The 19,000-nt window shown below is 37.5% G+C and carries 13 protein-coding genes; 1 reads left to right on the forward strand and 12 read right to left on the reverse strand.

The window, feature by feature from the left end:
* Window positions 1-27: 27 nt before the first annotated feature.
* The 10 genes from rsgA to ACY0M5_RS12260 form a co-directional block, all read right to left on the reverse strand.
* Window positions 28-1,095 (reverse strand): ribosome small subunit-dependent GTPase A, encoded by a 1,068-nt coding sequence (gene rsgA / locus ACY0M5_RS12215; protein WP_124991605.1) that lies wholly within the window; start codon window positions 1,093-1,095, stop codon window positions 28-30.
* Between the two features lie 77 nt (window positions 1,096-1,172).
* A complete protein-coding gene (locus ACY0M5_RS12220) occupies window positions 1,173-2,639 on the reverse strand; it encodes a hybrid sensor histidine kinase/response regulator (protein ID WP_461629323.1) in 1,467 nt (488 codons plus the stop codon).
* Between the two features lie 453 nt (window positions 2,640-3,092).
* Entirely contained in the window at window positions 3,093-3,899 is an 807-nt protein-coding gene (locus tag ACY0M5_RS12225) for a rhamnogalacturonan acetylesterase (protein ID WP_461629324.1), read from the reverse strand.
* Window positions 3,900-3,959: 60 nt separating this feature from the next.
* Window positions 3,960-5,348 carry a glycoside hydrolase family 140 protein gene (locus tag ACY0M5_RS12230; RefSeq protein ID WP_461629325.1) on the reverse strand — a complete coding sequence of 463 codons (1,389 nt, stop codon included), beginning with the start codon at window positions 5,346-5,348 and terminating at the stop codon, window positions 3,960-3,962.
* Between the two features lie 74 nt (window positions 5,349-5,422).
* A complete protein-coding gene (locus ACY0M5_RS12235; RefSeq protein WP_461629326.1) occupies window positions 5,423-6,172 on the reverse strand; it encodes a rhamnogalacturonan acetylesterase in 750 nt (249 codons plus the stop codon).
* Between the two features lie 44 nt (window positions 6,173-6,216).
* Window positions 6,217-7,431, reverse strand: coding sequence for a pectinesterase family protein (locus ACY0M5_RS12240; protein ID WP_461629327.1), 1,215 nt, complete (start codon window positions 7,429-7,431; stop codon window positions 6,217-6,219).
* Window positions 7,432-7,469: 38 nt separating this feature from the next.
* Window positions 7,470-8,435 carry a family 43 glycosylhydrolase gene (locus ACY0M5_RS12245; RefSeq protein WP_461629328.1) on the reverse strand — a complete coding sequence of 322 codons (966 nt, stop codon included), beginning with the start codon at window positions 8,433-8,435 and terminating at the stop codon, window positions 7,470-7,472.
* 81 nt (window positions 8,436-8,516) lie between these two features.
* Window positions 8,517-9,713, reverse strand: coding sequence for a sialidase family protein (locus ACY0M5_RS12250; RefSeq protein WP_461629329.1), 1,197 nt, complete (start codon window positions 9,711-9,713; stop codon window positions 8,517-8,519).
* Window positions 9,714-9,763: 50 nt separating this feature from the next.
* Complete coding sequence (gene pelA, locus ACY0M5_RS12255; protein ID WP_461629330.1) at window positions 9,764-10,867, reverse strand: pectate lyase; 1,104 nt, start codon at window positions 10,865-10,867, stop codon at window positions 9,764-9,766.
* A 101-nt stretch (window positions 10,868-10,968) separates the two neighbouring features.
* Window positions 10,969-12,828 (reverse strand): glycoside hydrolase family 28 protein, encoded by a 1,860-nt coding sequence (locus tag ACY0M5_RS12260; RefSeq protein ID WP_461629331.1) that lies wholly within the window; start codon window positions 12,826-12,828, stop codon window positions 10,969-10,971.
* Between the two features lie 145 nt (window positions 12,829-12,973).
* Here ACY0M5_RS12260 and ACY0M5_RS12265 point away from each other — a divergent pair, with 145 nt between their 5' ends.
* A complete protein-coding gene (locus tag ACY0M5_RS12265) occupies window positions 12,974-14,188 on the forward strand; it encodes a hypothetical protein (RefSeq protein WP_461629332.1) in 1,215 nt (404 codons plus the stop codon).
* A gap of 217 nt (window positions 14,189-14,405) precedes the next feature.
* Here the strand turns inward: ACY0M5_RS12265 and ACY0M5_RS12270 are convergent, their stop codons facing one another.
* Together ACY0M5_RS12270 and ACY0M5_RS12275 are read right to left on the reverse strand one after the other, a co-directional pair.
* Complete coding sequence (locus ACY0M5_RS12270; RefSeq protein ID WP_461629333.1) at window positions 14,406-15,821, reverse strand: TolC family protein; 1,416 nt, start codon at window positions 15,819-15,821, stop codon at window positions 14,406-14,408.
* Window positions 15,822-15,834: 13 nt separating this feature from the next.
* Window positions 15,835-18,987 (reverse strand): efflux RND transporter permease subunit, encoded by a 3,153-nt coding sequence (locus ACY0M5_RS12275; protein WP_124991616.1) that lies wholly within the window; start codon window positions 18,985-18,987, stop codon window positions 15,835-15,837.
* Window positions 18,988-19,000: the final 13 nt, after the last annotated feature.

The raw sequence follows: 19,000 nt of genomic DNA on the forward strand, positions 1-19,000 counted from the left end.
GGTGGCTTTTCTTATTCATATTACTGTTTAGAACTTATTGTCTTTTCTTTGTTTTTTTACATTTTTCACCATCTTGCCAAAGCTTTTATCCTTGTTTTTCTTTTCCTGCACTGTCGATTCAAAATGTGTCTTTTCCCGCTGCATTTTCTGAAAGTTTGCATACGAGTTGGCATCAATTTCACCATTTTCAACAGCTTCTAAAATGGCACAGCCTTTTTCGTGTTGGTGGGTGCAGTCTTTAAACCGGCAATTTTCGGCGTATTGCATAATGCCATCGAATGTCATTTCTAAACCACTGGCCGTGTTTGCAATTCCAACTTCCCGCATTCCGGGATTATCGATTAAAATTCCGCCATTTTCAAGCACAATTAATTCTCTGTGGCTGGTAATGTGTTTCCCTCGGTCGATACTTTCGCTGATAGCGCCTGTACTCATCAGTTGCTTACCGCTTAACTTGTTGATCAGTGTTGATTTTCCAACACCAGAAGAACCAAGCAAACAATAGGTTTTCCCCGTATTTATGAGTGATGTTAATTGATCCAATCCGGCATCCGATTCATTACTAACGGCAATTACACGTACATCTTTAATGCGTTCTGCAATCAGATTAAGAAGAGTTTCCAACTCGGCAGCAGTAATTAAATCAATTTTGCTAAGAAGTATAATTGGTTCCACATTAGAAGCATAACAAATGGTTAAATACCGTTCTAATCGGTTGATATTAAAATCGCGGTTAACAGATTGTACAATCATGCCGTAATCGATATTTACTGCAATTATTTGTACCTGTCCTGATTTGCCAACCGCTTGCCGTTCAATTACTGAACTGCGGGGATAGATGGCATGAATCAGAGCTTTTTTTTCATCGTATTCGGAAAAAGCGACCCAGTCGCCAACGGCCGGAAAGTCGTATCTGCTTTCTGCCGTAAAGCGTAAATTTCCTATCAATTCAGAATCAAACTCCTTTGTTGGTGTTTTCACAACATACCTTTCCTTGTGTTCCGATATAACACGACCTACAGCAAATGAATCTAAATTTTGTTCGATTCTATAGCTTTCAAGTATGTGGTTGTATCCCAAATCTTCGTAAGTCATTATTTTTGTGTTTATTAGTGATTGTGTTTTTTTAAGGCACGAAAAAGAATAGTGCTGTGCGATTTATTACTTGTTGGTTAGTTGTCAACTAATTCAGAATTATTATTGGAATATTTTTGAATTAAAGAAAGCAGTTTCGCTTTTTTAATTGGTTTTGAAATGTATTCATCGCATCCTGCTTCTTTTATTTTAAATGCATCTCCACTTTGTGCATGAGCAGTAACCGCAACGATTGGCAAATCCTTTCGGAATGATTTAATCAGATGAGTTGCTTCAATACCATCCATTACCGGCATTTTAATATCCATTAAAACAAGAGTGATATCCGGATGCATCTTGCATAAATCAACAGCTTTTTGTCCATTGCTGGCTCTTACAATTTTGTTGTCGTTTTTCAATAAAATCTCTTCATAATAATAACAGGAATTGTCGTCTTCAGCGATTAATATGAATGGAGTTTTCTTTTCTTTGATTGGTTTTGTTATTTTCTTTGGTTTTGAAGAAACTGCTGGTGCAATGTTTGGAATGGATAAAAAAACTGTTGTTCCAATATCTTTTGTGGATTCAAGACGTATTTTCCCACCAAGCAATTGTATTATGCCTTTGGAAATAGATAAACCCAATCCACTGCCTTCATGACCACGGGTGTCAGAAATATTTTCCTGCATAAAACTCTTGTATATAATCTTTTGCGAATCTTTTTCAATCCCTGTTCCTGTATCTTTTACAAAGATTTCTATTTCATTGTTTATTAGTTCAAAGCCCAGAGTAATACTTCCTTTTGTTGTAAATTTTACCGCATTAGATACTAGTTTAGATACAGCTTTTTGCAGTAATTCTCCATCCGTATTAAGGATGAAATTATCAACATTATCGGGGAATTGCATTTTAACAGCCACATTCTTTTTCATACAGGACTCTTGAAAATTATGATAGGTGTTTGTCAGCAATGAGGAAATATTAATTGGTTGAGGGTGTACTTCCATATTTCCGGAAATTATCAGTGATATATCCATTATGGCGTTAATAGTATTAAGCAGGCGGTCGCTGCTGGAATTTAGAATTTCCAAAAATTCCTCTTTTTCTTCCATTGTAATATCCGATTGTATTATAAGGGGGGCAAACCCAAGAATACCATTGAGGGGGGTTCTTATTTCATGCGAAATATTGTTCATAAAGGCCGTTTTTAGATGATCGCTTGCTTCGGCTTTGTTTTTGGCATTCACTAATTCTACAGCCCGTTTTTCTTTTAATTTGTTTTGATAGGCAAGTTCTTCGTTGGCAACGATTAGCTCAGCAGCCCGTTTTTCTTTCAATTCATTTTGATAGACAAGTTCTTTGTTCGCAAGAACCAGCTCAGCAGCCCGTTTTTCTTTCAATTCGTTTTGATAGACAAGTTCTTTGTTGGCAAGGAGTAATTCTTGTTTCGCGAGTTTCTGTTCGGCGATATTTTTATCGTATAGTATTGTTAAGGAATTAAACTCTTGCTGCAATTTATGCAACTCTTTTATGAAATCACTTTTTGATTTTTCTTGAGTATCCATAATATGGTTGTTTTGGACGATAAATTTTTATAAATGCATCAGCATTGATCATAGTAAACGTAATTTACACTTTTATCTTCTAAAATTAACAAAACATTATTCAGAAGATTGAGTTTCGATTCTCAGAATAATTCCAAATAAAGGATGAAATAAACTTGGCCACTATTTTAGGCGTTGGCTAGATGGGAGGGAACAGACACCTCAACCCCGGCCCTTCTCCTCGAGGAGAAGGGAGCCTTCTTTCAAAAAAAAACGTGCAGATATTAGGAGCTGTATTCTCCTCTCCTTAAGGGAGATAGATAGGGTGAGGTTTTAAAGGCAGGAGTATGGTAAGAACAAAAAAATAAGGGGCTAGGGGCATGAAAAAAGCCACATTAGTGGCTTTTTGTATCTGCTAAATGAATGTCAAAAGTTTTTAATTCAGTTATGATGGAGAATTCGGATGAAATGGTTTCATTTCTTTACAGTTTTCATTGCATCAAAAACCAATTTAGCAACAACTTTTGCTCCTTCAGGTTGAAAATGTGTATTGTCTGATTGTCCTTCCGGGTATGCTTCATATATGCCGGCGGGTAAATTCATAAAATAATTATTAGTTACATATTCCTGACCTTTCCCGCTAAAAGTATCCATGGATAATTGATTTAAATCAATAAAACAGACCTGCATTTCGACAGCAACATCCAAGGCTGCTTTTGGGTATTCACCATGAACATTTTCTAAATGACTGTCTTTCCATGGGTAATTTCTGCATACAGGGGTAAGAATAATTGGAACTGCGTTCTTTTCTCTTGTTTGAGATACAAATAATCTTAGGAACTCCTTGTAACTTTCAATATCAGTATAACGCTCCGGTTTGTTCTGTGCTGCATCATTATGACCAAACTGCATGACTACAACATCGCCTTTTTTCAGGGTTTTACATACCGATCTCCATCTTCCTTCCTGAAAAAAGGTTCGCGTACTTCTACCTCCCCGTGCACGATCATCAATAACAACACTGTCTGAATCGAAAATGTTTTTGAAATCAGTTAAATCAGTTCCTGTAAATTGTTCCTGAAATACCTGTCCCCAGCCTGTTACAGGATATCTGGTTTTGTAATAATCTTTACCTTCTTCGTAATTATCAGCATAATCAGCCACGGTGGAATCTCCGATTAGATAAATAACCACTGGTTTTTCTTGTAATGAAGAGCAGCCGAACAAAAACAAAATCAATAATAAGAGATTTCGTTGATGAAAAATCAAATTCTTTTTCATTTCCTTTTAAGTTTTATTTGTTAATTATTTACCCTGTTTCAATAAACGAATCAATTCTGATCAATCATTTTCCAATACCAGTACCCAATCATTTCCATTTGTTTTATCTCCGGGAGGATCAAAGGATTTTATGCCTTTGGCCTCGAATGTTCCTATTTCAGTATAGGAACCGTTTCGGGGATTGTACCATGAGGCTTTCACTTCGCTTACATCCATTTTTTCCAGATTGATATTCATTATCCGACCAGTATAGGTGTAAACAAATGCATAATCGCTGCCTTTTGCGGCAGATAGATAATCGTATTTTTCGCCTTGCTCATCTGCAATAAGATCTTGTGCAGGAATTCGGTCGAAATAAGATTTTGATAAAATCAATTGCTTCAGGTATTTCATCTGGATGGCTCCCGGAGCATTTAGTGCCGGTTCCCAATACTCTTTCGAACCATAAGCCGGATTTTCATCACCTTTCTTATGAAATTGCATAATGGCATTATTGCCGTAGGTAAAACCGCAGCCACCTGCAAAAACCGACCAGTAAGCATATCTTCGGCAATCAGAGTCGGTCCACAAGGGTTGAGTGGTATCGTGAAGCCCCTGAGGAATGCCTTCGTAAGAAGGTTCACCGTCAAGAGTTGGTTTTACCGGAATTTTTGCATAATCATCAGCAGCATATTTCCAGTTGTCTTCACCATGATAGGGAACGTCCGTGTCCTGATCGTATCTTCGGTGTCCCGATTGAAACATGTTAAAATCAAGCCAGTCTTCGTTATGGAACCATTCTGAAGACTGCATCCGGCCAAAAGGGTGGAAGGTAATAAGCTGTTTCGGACTGTTTTGCCGAATGGCTGATCCAATAGCCTGCCAGGTTGATGTGGAGTCACAGCCCTTTGTATCACCGCCATTCATCCAAATTACATTCGAACAGTTTTTATACCTAAGGGCTAACCATGCCGCGTACTTTTGCGCCTCTTGCTCAGACACGTTACCGCTTTTTACATTCGATCCCCAAACCGGTACCAGTGCCATGTACAATCCTTTTTGATTCGCTAGATTTATCAGGTAATCGATGTGATCCCAATAGTCGTACTGTTCTGAATTTTCGGCTGAATTTCCCAAGGTGGTATCCGGTTGATCAACATGACAGTTTATCAGGGCAGAATCTCCGTAAACATTCACTGCTTTTGTAACATCATGCAATACCATTGCCTGTATTATATTAAATCCTTTTTGACGTCTGTCTTCAAAATATTTTTCTGCTTCTTCGCACGTAAGTTTTGTGAAAAGCAACCATCCGGTATCACCCAACCAAAAAAAAGGTTCCCCATTTTCAGTAGTCAGAAATCTTTTGTTTTCAGATATCTTCAGATAGGTAAGTGAGTCTGATTTTGAATTGCAGGACAAACACAATAGTAAAAATGAAAATAAAGTGAACAGTGTGGTTTTTTGCATAAATTGAGTGTTTACAATCTGGATGTGAAAAAAAGGTTTGCAAATAATTTCGAAGGATATATTCTTCCTGTTACCTACTTTTTAAAATACACGCTAAGTTCAGGCACTTTTTGTGTGATTTCACTTTTGGCAAGATCACAAATCCGAAAAGCTCCGCTTGCCGATAGATGTGTGTCGTCATTTCTACCATCAGGCAAAGACTCATATTCACCGGCATTGATATGTAAGTATAATTTTTTTGAAGCATCTTCTCCATAATTGATAAGAAGTTCTTTGGTTAATTGTTGTAAATCAAGCAGTGGAATCTGTTCTGATTCTGCAACTTCCCTAACTACCTGTGGATACATGCCATGGCTCTCTTGAAATACACCCTTCTCATCAAATTTTCGACGTACGATAGAGGTGGCTAAAACAGGAATGCCGCCTTTTTGCCGTGCTTCGCTTACAAAACGAATCAAATTTTGTCTGTAATCGGTATCTGCATTGGTATATCTGGTGCTGTCCTTTATTTTTTCATCGTTATGCCCAAACTGAATAATCACATAGTCTCCGGTTTGCATATTTTCCAAAACCTTGGCCCATTTTCCTTCATCCCGAAAGCTTTTTGAACTGCGTCCGTTTACAGCATGATTTTCTACATGTATGCCTTCATTTAAATACAGAGGGAAGATTTGACCCCAGCCTCTTTCCGGATTTCCATTTGCGAATGGTTTATTGGCCATTGTTGAGTCACCAACAAGAAAAATGGTAGTTTCTTTTTTCTGTGTGCAAGAAGATGCAAACAGAATCAGCAATAAAATGATTGTTTTGGATAGGTACTTCATTTTGAATGTTTTTAATTTTTATATGGTGTTTGGAAATAATTTATCTATTTGTCAATTTGTATTTGATTCATTTTTCGTTCGGTAAGGCTTGCCTGGCTTGCCAGTAGTTCTCCGCTTGCAACTGCAAACGATTTGGATTTTAATGCTTGTCCGTTTTTACTGAAAATGATGGTTTTCGCATCTTTTTTGTTTTTAAGAGAATAGACAGTTCCGTCGGTGGCTTTTATTTGCAAATCGCCGCGTATGGTCATTTCTTCTGCAAAAGTCAATACGAATTCGTCTCTACTTTCGTCAATTTTCAGACATTTGGGAGGAATTGCATTCTCAGGATCCCACCGACCATCAAAAGTCCATTTTGCAGAAATTGTATCCGCGTTTTGAATGTTGTCGGTTAACCAGTTAAAAGCTTGGCCTTCTTTTTTAGAGTTCGAAAAATATTTTCGCTCTCCCCAAATGTAGGGTTGATTCTTTTCAGGCTTATCGGGATATGTTACCCGATAGATTGGTTTGTCAGCCATATGTTTGGAATAGATGCAATTAATCAAATAGAATCTGGCCTCATAATGATGCCGTCCCAGATGGAATCCTTCTATACCATCAAAAAAAGAATTTTTGATTACAAATTTTTGATTTTTATCGATCGATCCGGCATGCCAGATCGCGGCTGTTTGTTTTACTTCATAAAAAGAAGAGTTGGATATAAAACACCAGCCCCGGGGACACACAAAATCCACGGCGCCTTCAAAATGGCAATTGGTATGATAGTACATTCCGTTTTCCGAATCCCAAAGAGAAACCGTATCAGCTCCCTTGCTTGTAATGGTGCAGTTGTCAATAATTGTTCTCGTGCCTCTGCCGTAAACGGCAAATGCATGAGGGCCAATTTCGGGTTGACTGTTTGCAATGGTCAGATTCTTTAGGATTACATCATCTGCATGTATATTGACAACGGCTTCGCCAATTGCATCTTTGTTTTTCATCCAATCGGTTCGTAACAGGCTGTATTTAATGATAGTAGAATCTCTGTTTTCGCCAATCAGGCTCAAATTATCATACTCAATTCTGAATTTTTCATGGTAAATGCCATTTTTAATAAAAATTACAACACGTCCGTATGTTGTGTCGGGCAGTTGTTCAATTGCCTCAGTAATTGTTTTGCAGTCTCCGCTTCCATCTTGTGCAACCGTAATATCGACATGCTGCGCCATGGAAACATTGACTAAACAAACAAAAATAAATAGAATAAAAGTTCTTGACATTGTTGTATTGGTTTAGATTTTTTAATAATCTTATATTGTTAGTCAGCCGAGGTTTCCCAAACACCTGTATCAGTTCTTTTTACTTCCTGAATGGTTCCGTCTTCGTTAAAATAAAGGTATTCAGCACAACACTGACGTTGTGTTTTATCGCAGGTTGATTTTGTTTTAAGCCAGCGGTGGTAGAATAAAATCCATTGTCCTTTAAATTCAACAATTGAATGGTGATTATTACTTTCCCCTTCCTGCTGCATAATAACGCCCTGATATTTCCAAGGGCCGATAGGCGATTTGGACATATAATAAGTAAGGATTCTGTTGTTTTCAGGCATGGTATAATAGTAATTTCCATTTCTTTTAAATACCCACGGGCCTTCTCTTTTTGGATTGTATCCGCCCATATCCATTTTAATCAGATCACCTTTAACGCTAAGCATATCGTCAGCCATTTCTGCAGCAAAATAGTCGCCTCCACCATTAAAATAGATGTAGGCTTTGTCATCATCATCTACAAAAAGACAAGGATCGTTGGCGTAAGGTTTTTTCCATAAAGGGGCTCCAATTGCATCAACAAAAGGACCTGTTGGAGAATCACTTACTGCAATTCCTAATCCCATCCATTTTGTGCTGTTTTTAGAATTTACACGATCTTTAAAACCGGTGCCGGCAGGGAAACAGAAATAATATTTGCCATTTTTATAGGCGCAATCAGGTGCCCAGGCGAAATTATCGGCCCACGAAAGATCATCAACCGATAAACAGGCACCATGATCGGTCCAATTTACCAAATCGGAGGAGGAAAACACGTGCCAGTCTTTCATGAAAAAATCAGGCTGACATTCTTCATCATGGGAAGTATAAAGGTACATTTTCCCATCTTTCCATACATGGCCTGAAGGATCTGCAGTTTTAATGCTGCTGCCAAAATTGAGTGGGTTTTGAGCAAATGATATTGATGTATTTACCAGTAAAAATATCAATGCTATTTGTATTGCAAACTGTTTCATCCTATTCTTGTTATTATTTAATAATGGTTGGTATTATTTTTTAATGCGTTTTTTTATTGAAAGTAAGTGTCGGGCATGCAGCTACTCATTAAGCAGCAGATCCTGTTGCCAGAGCAAACTGTCAATCGGAATTCTGGTTAACTCTGCATCTTCTTTATTGGTTGCATAGGATACGTAGAGGTAATCACCCCAAATCACACTTTTGGGATAACTATATCCAATTCGTTTGTATTTTCCCTTACATCTCATGGGCTGAAGATCTTCGTTACCGTTGCGCAGTAGGTAAGCATGATCAAATGTGAAACCATCTTTACTTAAAGTGATTGCAAGAGGAAACCGACTTTTGTTTCCCGAAGGATTATTAACCATAAAGGCTGTGCCGTCGGGTAAATTTCCTGCACTCTGCTTCGCCCTTGAGTCTGGTGTGTCAACAATTACAGGAGTAGTCCAGCTTAAACCATTGTCCTTGCTAATTGAAGCAAGTTTTTTAAAACTATTGTCCTGATCCCGGAAAATCATGACAATGGTGCTGTCTTTTCTGTAAAACCAACTGGGTTCAATTTCCCTGCTTATATTTTTATTGTTTGCCGGCATGTTAATCATTTTTCCGGATGTCCAACCCGATATGCCAAGCGGATCATCAGTATAAAATGGTGTAACTATCAATCCGGGCTGCATATGAAAAGCCGTAATGATCCGGCCGGTTTTTAATGCATGAACATCCTGTTCAATAATTCCTAAAACAGGTTGTCCATTACTATTTGTAAGAGGTTTTGGCGATTTCCAGTGTATCCCATCGGTTGATGTAATGTATTCGGTATAACCTTCTTTAGCTCCTTCGTTTTTATCGGGCCAATTACAAATATAAGCCACAAGGGTATTTCCGTCACTCCACCATCCGCCGTTTGTTTTTATTCCGAACTTCCATTTTTTGGTTAATGCAGAAGGTTTACTCCAATCTTTTCCATTTTTACTTCTGCTGTAAAAAACCTGAGTATCTTCACCATCTTCATCAACCGATGAACTTTGCCATTGTGCATAAAGCATTCCTTTAAACGGAAACAGTACTACTCCGTGATTGTATTTATTATCGCCGTTTTGCGGTGCAAATATTGTTATTGTTTCAAGCCCCTTGGCGAAAGGGAGTCCCAGAGTTTCGGGCTGATCAAACTTAAAGAGAGAATGTACCTTAAAAGGAACATCACATTCCTGAGCATGCAAGGACAGTACCAGAAAAAATTGAGGTAAAAGTTTAATGATATTTTTAAGTGAAATCATAATTCTCTATAAAAAGTTATTATCTGCAGAATCTGGTACTGGCTTGGTAGTTATTTTGCATTTACTTTTTTTCTCCAGTCAGGATATTCTTTCAAGAGTTTGGCAGGAGCATTTGTATACCAGCCGTAACCATTTCGGCGTTCGTAGCTAATCTCAGCCAGAGAGTTTCTTTTAATTCCATCGCGGCTGCAGAAATAAGGCTTGCCTGTTTCTAAATCGTAAAAACGGGCCCATAATGGGGAAGCATTTTTATCTTTAACAATAATTCGATTATTCTTCCCGTTTTTATCTGTTTCCTGCGTTAATTTCACTCCTTCTATTTTGTTGGCCTCGAACCATTTTACAGCTCCATTTACAGCAGCAATAATTTCCTTGGAAGGCTTATCTATCTTCATTAATAAAAGTGCTATATTGACCGATTCGCCACCACTAAACGATGCCAATTCGTATGCACGTGCATTAGCCGGAGCGAATGTTTTTTCATCGTGTTGAGCACACCATACTGTTGGTTGACCATTTACAACAATCTGGGTTTTAAGAATGCATTGAATTCCTTTGTCGAATGCTTTTTGGGCTTTGTCCTTTCGGTTTTTATTTATTTGTAAGGACGAAAATTCTTTACTGTCATCTAGTATTTGAAACAAAAATTTCATGGTATTTACCATCGCATCATCATTATAGGTAATATGGTCTGCATAATCACCTTTGTAAGGATAAAACTGTGGCCATCCGCCATTTTCGTATTGCGAAATAAAAATATAGTCAAGTCCTTTTTCAAATGCCTGTTTGTATCGGTCGTCACGAAAATGGGAGTATACTTTAGCCAGAAACCGTAGTTCTGATATTGTTGCACCGTTATCGAATGTGGCACCAATTTCAGACTTAGTCTGAATATAATGAGCTTTCTCTGATTCAGAAAATGCATGATGATAAGGCTTGTTTTTTTCCCATCCTCCAATTTCTTTTTGACTAAGCAGTACGTTTTCTGCCACCAATTTCGCATCCTTAGTTCCATACCATTCGGCAGGCATTTTGGTTGATACCTGTTTCCATTTCAGACTCAAATAATCCTGAGTTATTGTTTGCTTGTTTTTTGCTGAAACAGAAGTTATTGTCAGAACCATGATCATTGAGATCAAATAAATATTTTTCATATGTTTATGATTTGTTTTTTGTTGCCATATAAAACGCCCAAATTACACTCATTCTCCTGTGTGTAACACTTTTTACAGGGGTGTTTCATAGATTTTTGTTTTTACTTTATTTGACTAGGCGAAAAATAAGTGGTGATTATTTTCTGTTTTTCTTCAATTATATCTCCGTTATTATTGATTCCAACGGCGAATAATTTTCGGTTGTACTCTCCTTTAATTTCGAAATATGCGAAATCCTGAAAAGCAATTTTCTTTATTTCATTGATCATGAGGGGGGCAGGAGTGATCTTTAAATAGCTTTGCAAAGCTGATATAACTGCTTTTGGTAGTTCACCAAATGTAATATCTGATTTGGATCGCATGATCTTCCCGTCGGCCAGTACTAAGAGCTTTAGTTCTTTTGACGATTCGAGTTTCAAATTAATGTTGTAGATAATATTTGACTGGGTTATCATTTGGTCAATATTATTGACAGGAATCTGAGGATAATTAGCCGCAAGTGTATTTTTCACAGATTTTGGAAGATCATTGAATTTTATATTGTTGGAATTTAAAATGTCATCTTCGTTATGTTCCAGATTGATTTTTGGAATTTGAATGTTCCCAACCGTATTTGTTCCCGAATAATTTTTCTCATTTTCCCGAACATTTGAAAAGCTCATGTTTTGCAGGTTCTTTACAAATGAACCTTTAAAGGTTGAAAACTTAGAATCACGGACATTTACATTATAAATCAAATTTTTACTATGTCCGTTAAGAAGAAAAGCCCTGCCACAATTCTCGGCATTAATTTTATCGAGATGAATATTATATAACAATGGACTGGAACCGGATAGGTTTGAACTGTTGTTAATATTGCTAAGTAAAAATGAACCGGTAATATGGTTTGCCTGAATATTTTTTAAAAATATCTCGTGGAGCTTTCCCTTTAGTCTGGCATTGGCGAAAATACGCAAAGCAGTTTCGCTTGTGTCAATTTTTAAATCAGACAGGAAAATATGATTGGCTCCGGCTTGTGTTTGAGAGCTGATAATCACTGCCGAATAAAGAACATTTTCGAAAATTGAATTTTGGATTACGATATTCTTTGAAGCACGATTGTTTGGGATTTTAACCCGCCCTGAAAGAATCTTTACTCCATCGTCAACAAATTGAAATTTTGTACTGTCAACAAGAATATTTTCACTGCTTTCCAATCCAATTCCAATCTGGTCATATCCATGACTGCTGATCAAACAATTTTTAATTGTTACATGTTTGCATAAAATAGGGTGAATAACCCAAAAAGGGGCATTTTTAATTTTTACTCCCGAAATATTTATTCGGGAACATTCCAAAAAAGTAATCAAATCCGGGCGGATAGAGTGGCCATTCCCAAATTTACGGTTGATGGGTTTCACATTAGTATTTTCCAGCTCTTTCAATAATTCCCAATCCTTTCTTTCATGAAATTTCATGCTTTTCCAAACAGGATCATTTCCCTGACCGTCGATAATACCTTTGCCGCTTATCTGTATGTCGCTTGCATCTTTTGCATAAATCATGGATGAATAGTTCATGCATGGAATGCCGTTAAACCAGTTATAAGCTAACGGATATATTTCTGGTTTCGCTATAAATTTGAGTTCAGCACCTTCTTCCAAATACAAATTTATTTTACTCTTCAGAACAATAGGTCCGGTATAGTAGATTCCAGGAGGAATTAGAATTGTACCACCACCCAGTTCATAAACATGGTCGATTGCTTTCTGGATTCTTTGAGAATCATCTTCAGATCCAAAATCGATCAGACGTAAAGTATCTGTTGGGATTTTTGCAGACTGTATTTCATTTCTGACAGAATCGGCATATTCCCAGCCATTGGAACTTTCAGGAACCGATTCATTGGATGCATTTTCTTTTTGCCTGTTACAAGCCAGCAATGCCATAATAAGAGCAATACATGAAATAGGAAGTCGCATAACTTTTTTTTGCTAATATAAGCGAAAGTCTTATAAACAGGCTGTTATTTTCTGTCATTAACTGTTATTGACCTATTCGTTTTTTGTTTTTATGTGTTATTTAAAATGATTTAGTAACTTTCGCAGGACAACCGTAATATCTACCATGAGTAACAATTTCGATGACAATTTCTGGCTGAATAAAATTGCCGGCAGCAAGTATTTTACATCTGCAAACGATGTTCGATTGCTTCGTTATTTGGTAAGCGCTACACGCGAAGGTAAAATTCTGAAAGAAACGGTTATTGCCATTGACGTTTTCGGACGTGATGCTTCATTCGATCCCGGATCGGATTCTATTGTGCGTTCCAATATTTACAATCTGCGTAAAAAGCTCAATTCTTACTATCTGGATGAAGGAAATAATGATGCTGTGCGGTTTGTAATTCCGAAGGGGAGTTATCGTGTTGTATTTGAGGTGACAGAAACAAAAAAAAATGAGCAAAAACCAGAATTGAAAGAAGTAAAACCAAATTCGATTAGTCTCAAATTCTTGTTTCCGGTTTCTTTTATTCTGATGTTGATTTTTGCATTCCTTTATTTCTCAGGCAATAGAAACTTCAACACTCAAAAAATAGAAAATGAAAATCCGGTTTGGGATTACTATTTGCAATCGGAAAACCCGCTGATGATCGTTTTGGGAGATTATTTTATGATGCAAAAAACGCAATTCCCGGATAGCAGCTTCAATTATGTTCGTAATCCGGAAATAAACAGCCAAAACGACTTTATGGCATATCTGGATAAAAATCCGGAGCAAAAAGCCAGTATGAAAAAATTGGGGCAAAGTTATTTTGGTGAAGAAATCCCCAACTGTTTTTTTCAGTTGATACAAATTTTCCAAAAAGCACACAAACCATTCAGTATGAAATATGCTTCGGAATTATCATTGAGTGATGTTCGGATGAATGACCTGATTTTTGTAGGCGATTTTGGCACTTTGGGAGTACTTAATCCTTTTTTCGCAAAAACCGGGTTTCATTATTCCAACTTACCCCCGGCTATTTTTATTTTAAATGAACAACAAGATACTACAGAGTATATTTCTCTAAACAATCCTGATCGATCGGTATTCCAGAATGATTATGCAATAGTCTCCAACATTTCGGCTTACGACGGAAAAAAAATCATGTTTTTTGTTTCTTTTCTGCCATTTGGCAAATCGGAAGCATTGTATAAGTTGAGCGAAACATCATTTCTGAATGAACTGACAGATAGTGTCGCTTCTTTTCCTGATGACTGGAACCTGATAATGAAAATTTCAGGTTTGCAATCTACAGGATTCTACTATGAAATTGTAAAGTTTGGAAGTATTGAATGAACAACATTCAAGGGATGAAAACAGACTGACATCAAAAGTGAAACCAACCGTATAACTAAAAACAGCAGCATGCCAGCTTTGAGCTAAGTATACTGCTGTTTAATTGATATGCTAAATCAAATATAAAATAAGATTTGACTGGATTACTAAATTGAAGAACTAACTTCAAAATCATCCTACCGATGCAATCCAGTCAAAATCTACCCACTATTAAATCTTACTTACGATTCCATCCACCACCTAACGAAAGGTATAATTTAACGATGGCATTCAATTGTTGGAATTTTGTGTCGATGGTATTAATCTCCGAAGAAAGGGCATTGCTGCGAGCTGTCAACACTTCAATATAAGTCGTGTTTTGGTAGCCGTTGTTTAGCAATTCTTCAGAATACTCAACAGCCTTTTTTAAAGCTTCCAATTCCATTTTCTGGATCTCGTATTTCTTTTGTTCAGACTGATAGCTGTACAATGCATCCGATACTTCTTTTCCGGCATTTAGTATCGATTTTTGAAAATTGTAACGTGCTTCGGCTTGTTGTGCTTTGGCAACTTCATATCGGGTTCTGATGTTTCGTTTGTTAAAAAGTGGTTGGGTCAGATTCCCAATCACATTGCTAAATAAAGAGGACGTACTGAACCAATCATCAAAATTGATACTTTCCAAACCCGCACTTGCACTAATACTCAAACTAGGGTAGAAGTTGCTGCGGGCAACATTGGTCAGCTCAAAAGCATTCATCAAGCCATATTCAGCAACCATCACATCTGGTCGGTTTCTTAAAAGCTGTGCAGGAAAACCAGTTTGCAATTCAGCCGTAATCTTTTGATCGTCGAGTTTTCCACGAACAATAGTTCCTGCATTTTGTCCCAGCAAAAGAGAAATAGTGTTCTCTAATAGATTTACATTTTCTTCTAGATTTAAAAGAAGAATTTGAGTGCTGTACAACTGTGCTTCGGTTTGCTTCACAGCAGCTTGGGTAACTTGTCCGGCTTCTTTCAGGCTTTTCATTGTTGCCAAACTCTCAGTTCTGTTTGTTACTGTTTGTTTTGCAACATCAACCTGAGCATCTAAGGCAATTAATTGAAAATAAGCAGATGCCAAATTGCCAACTAACGAACTTTCTACAGCTCTTCGCGAAGCTTCGCTTTGTAAATAACCTGCTTGACTTGCTCTTTTGTTGCTTCTGATTTTTCCCCAGATATCGGCTTCCCATGAAATTGTACCTGTTAACTGGTAATTTTCGTATTCGGCACCATTTCCACCTGCCGCAATTCCTGTCAGGCTGTTGTCTGATGCTTCGTAATGCCCCCCATTAGCACTCATGCTAAGACTAGGCAGATAACCCATTTTTCCTTGTTTGTAATAGGCTTCGGCCGCATTTACGCGCTCAATTGCCATCAAGTAATCCAAATTGTTATCCAAAGCTTTATTAATTAAACTTTGCAGGTTCGCATCGGTAAACAATTCTTCCCAAGGCATGCTGGCAAGAGTCGCTGAATCAGTAGTTGAAACGTTGCGGTACTGATCTGAATTCTCTAGCTCCGGTTGCTGATATTTTTTGGCAACAAAACAGGATTGCAGACTGAATGCTGTTACAACCAGACTAAGTATTATATATCTTTTCTTCATCATTTCTTTCTCTATATTATTCTGCAGTTTCCAATTCGTTGTCTTCCGGTTTTGGAGCTCCTGTAATTTTTTCCTGAATTGTCTGGAAAATAACGAAGAAGGCAGGAATCACAAACACACCAAACAGGGTTCCAATTAACATTCCTCCAACTGCACCTGTACCTATTGAGCGGTTACCAACTGCACCGGCTCCATTTGCGAGCATCAATGGTACAATTCCCAGAATAAATGCGAACGAAGTCATTAAAATAGGACGTAAACGTGCTTTTGCTCCCTCAACGGCTGCCTGCATCAATTCCATTCCCTGACGTCGACGCTGTAAGGCAAATTCCACAATCAGAATCGCATTTTTTGCCAGCAAACCAATCAACATGATCAAGGCCACCTGGAAATAAATGTTGTTTTCTAATCCAATCATCTTTACAAAAAAGATGGCTCCAAATATCCCGATAGGAAGTGATAGAATAATGGAGAAGGGTAGTATGTAACTTTCATACTGCGCTGCAAGTAAGAAATACACGAATATCAAACTCAGTGCAAAAACTAAAATGGCTTGATTTCCTGCTTTTTGTTCCTCACGTGTCATTCCAGAGAATTCATACCCGTAGGTTGATGGTAATGTTTCTGCTGCAACTTCCTGAATGGCTTTAATGGCATCTCCGGTACTGTAACCCGGATTCACATTGCCGTTAATGGTTGCTGAATTGAAAAGGTTGAAACGGTTAACAACATCAGGACCACTTACTTTTTTCATGTTTACAAACTGACTTACCGAAACCAATTCACCTTGAGCATTTTTAACAAACACATTATTCATTGACTCAATTGTTTCACGATCTTCGGGAGCAGCCTGAATCATCACACGGTACTGTTTTCCGAACCGGTTAAAGTCGGCAGCATACCAACTTCCATAATATCCCTGAAGGGTTGAAAACAATGAATTTACTGAAATGCCAGCTTCTTTTACTTTCTCTACATTTATTTCCATCTCATATTGAGGAAATCCTGTATTAAAAGAAGTTCTCGCATATTTAATTTCCGGTCGTTGGTTTAATGCACCCAGAAACAGACCACTTTTGGCCATCAAGTCGTCAAATTCTCCATTCGACTTATCCTGCAAACGCATTTCAAAACCATCAGAATTACCAAAACCTCTGACTGTTGGAGGAGCAAAAAATAATATTGTTGCTTCATTTATTCCTGCTGTCATTCCAAATAATTGCCCAACTATTGCATCTACTTTTTGATTGTCCTGTTTTCGTTCTTTCCAGTTTTTTAATTTAATTACAGCGAAAGCTTTTGAGCCACCTCTGGAGCCACTTAACATACTAAAGCCAACTACAAACATTTTTTCCTGAACAACATCAATACGATTGATAATTGCTTCTACCTTGGTAACAACTTCACCTGTTCTATCCAAAGTACTTCCGGCAGGTAATGAGATGTCACAGAAAATAACTCCTTGGTCTTCGTTTGGTATAAATCCTGTTGCAGTAGTTTTGAAAAACCATCCAGCTAAGGAGATGAAAACGACTAATATTACACCAGTTAACCACTTTCTCTGAATTAAATAGCGGACCGAGTTAGCGTATCGATTAGTCATTACTTCGAATCCCGTATTGAATGAAGTGTAAAATCTTTTTTGTAAATTTTGTTTGTGCTCTTCACTTGGTTTATGTGGCTTAAGTAAAAGAGCACACAATGCAGGACTTAAGGTTAATGCATTGATTGCTGAAATTACAATAGCAACTGCAAGCGTGATTGCAAACTGTTGGTAGAAAGCTCCTGTTGATCCTTTTAAAAAGGATACCGGAATAAAGACTGCCGACATAACCAAAGTAATGGAAATAATTGCGCCGGTAATTTCGCTCATGGCCGATATAGTAGCTTTTTTAGCACTCTTCGCACCATGATCAAGCTTAGCGTGAACCGCCTCAACTACAACAATGGCATCATCTACAACTATACCAATTGCGAGTACTAAAGCAAATAGTGTCAGCATATTAACAGAGAAGCCAAAGAGGTTCAGAAAGAAGAATGTTCCAACAATTGCCACTGGTACTGCTATTGCAGGAATCAAGGTTGATCTAAAATCCTGAAGGAAAAGAAAAACCACTAAAAATACCAAAAGGAATGCTTCGATTAAGGTAGTAATTACTTTACTGATTGATGCATCTAAGAATTCATTGGTATTGAAAGGAATCACATAGTCAATACCTTTAGGAAAATTCTTTTTAGCAGATTGCAGTGTGCGTTCTACTTCTTTGATAATTTCCTGAGCATTCGATCCTGAAGTTTGATATACCGCAACTGCTACCGATGGATGACCATTGGTAATATTATTGGTAGCATAACTAAAGGCACCCAACTCAACTTTTGCAACATCTTTCAGACGAAGGAAATTACTGTTACCTTCCGAACGAAGAATAATATTATCGTATTCTTCTTTTGTGGAAAGTTTTCCTTTGTAGCGAATAACATATTCGAATGACTGAGATGAATTCTCTCCAAATTTACCTGGAGAAGCTTCCAAATTCTGCTCATTCAAGGCACTGACTACATCCTGAGGAGTAAGACCATAAGCGGCCATTTTTTCAGGTTTCAACCAAATTCTCATCGAATAATCACGTGAGCCAAAAACGTTGGCATCACCAACACCATTAACCCTTTTGATCATAGGGATTAGGTTGATACGAGCATAATTCTCAATAAATGTTGCATCTAAATCTTCGTTTTCGGTAAAAACGGAAAAGAACATCAAAACACTATTCTGAACTTTTTTTGTGGTTACTCCAGTTTGAATTACCTGTTGCGGCAATTTGCTGTTTACTGTTGCTACTTTATTTTGAACATTAACTGCTGCAATATCAGCATTGGTTCCTAATTCAAAGTAAACACTTATGGTTGCACTTCCATCGTTACTGGCAGTAGAGGACATGTAGGTCATATTTTCTACACCATTAACGGCTTCTTCTATAGGAACGACAACACTTTTTAGCAGAGTTTCTGCATTGGCACCAGGGTAAGTAGCAGAAATCTGCACGGTTGGAGGTGCAATATCAGGAAATTGCTCTCTTGGTAAAGTAGAGAGTCCTAAAACTCCCAAAATTACAATGAGTATGGATATTACAGTCGACAATACCGGCCGTTCAATAAATTTTCTTAACATGAAATGTGATTTT

The sequence above is a fragment of the Labilibaculum euxinicum genome, from assembly GCF_963678175.1.
In the GTDB taxonomy this organism is placed as follows: domain Bacteria; phylum Bacteroidota; class Bacteroidia; order Bacteroidales; family Marinifilaceae; genus Labilibaculum; species Labilibaculum euxinus.

Excerpts from the sequence above, each read along its gene's own strand:
- ACY0M5_RS12230 (WP_461629325.1), bottom strand. The coding sequence starts at position 5,348 with ATGCAAAAAACCACACTGTTCACTTTATTTTCATTTTTACTATTGTGT.
- ACY0M5_RS12250 (WP_461629329.1), bottom strand. The coding sequence starts at position 9,713 with ATGATTTCACTTAAAAATATCATTAAACTTTTACCTCAATTTTTTCTG.
- ACY0M5_RS12220 (WP_461629323.1), bottom strand. The coding sequence starts at position 2,639 with ATGGATACTCAAGAAAAATCAAAAAGTGATTTCATAAAAGAGTTGCAT.
- ACY0M5_RS12275 (WP_124991616.1), bottom strand. The coding sequence starts at position 18,987 with ATGTTAAGAAAATTTATTGAACGGCCGGTATTGTCGACTGTAATATCC.
- ACY0M5_RS12225 (WP_461629324.1), bottom strand. The coding sequence starts at position 3,899 with ATGAAAAAGAATTTGATTTTTCATCAACGAAATCTCTTATTATTGATT.
- ACY0M5_RS12260 (WP_461629331.1), bottom strand. The coding sequence starts at position 12,828 with ATGCGACTTCCTATTTCATGTATTGCTCTTATTATGGCATTGCTGGCT.
- pelA (WP_461629330.1), bottom strand. The coding sequence starts at position 10,867 with ATGAAAAATATTTATTTGATCTCAATGATCATGGTTCTGACAATAACT.
- ACY0M5_RS12235 (WP_461629326.1), bottom strand. The coding sequence starts at position 6,172 with ATGAAGTACCTATCCAAAACAATCATTTTATTGCTGATTCTGTTTGCA.
- ACY0M5_RS12265 (WP_461629332.1), top strand. The coding sequence starts at position 12,974 with ATGAGTAACAATTTCGATGACAATTTCTGGCTGAATAAAATTGCCGGC.
- ACY0M5_RS12245 (WP_461629328.1), bottom strand. The coding sequence starts at position 8,435 with ATGAAACAGTTTGCAATACAAATAGCATTGATATTTTTACTGGTAAAT.
- ACY0M5_RS12270 (WP_461629333.1), bottom strand. The coding sequence starts at position 15,821 with ATGATGAAGAAAAGATATATAATACTTAGTCTGGTTGTAACAGCATTC.
- ACY0M5_RS12240 (WP_461629327.1), bottom strand. The coding sequence starts at position 7,431 with ATGTCAAGAACTTTTATTCTATTTATTTTTGTTTGTTTAGTCAATGTT.
- rsgA (WP_124991605.1), bottom strand. The coding sequence starts at position 1,095 with ATGACTTACGAAGATTTGGGATACAACCACATACTTGAAAGCTATAGA.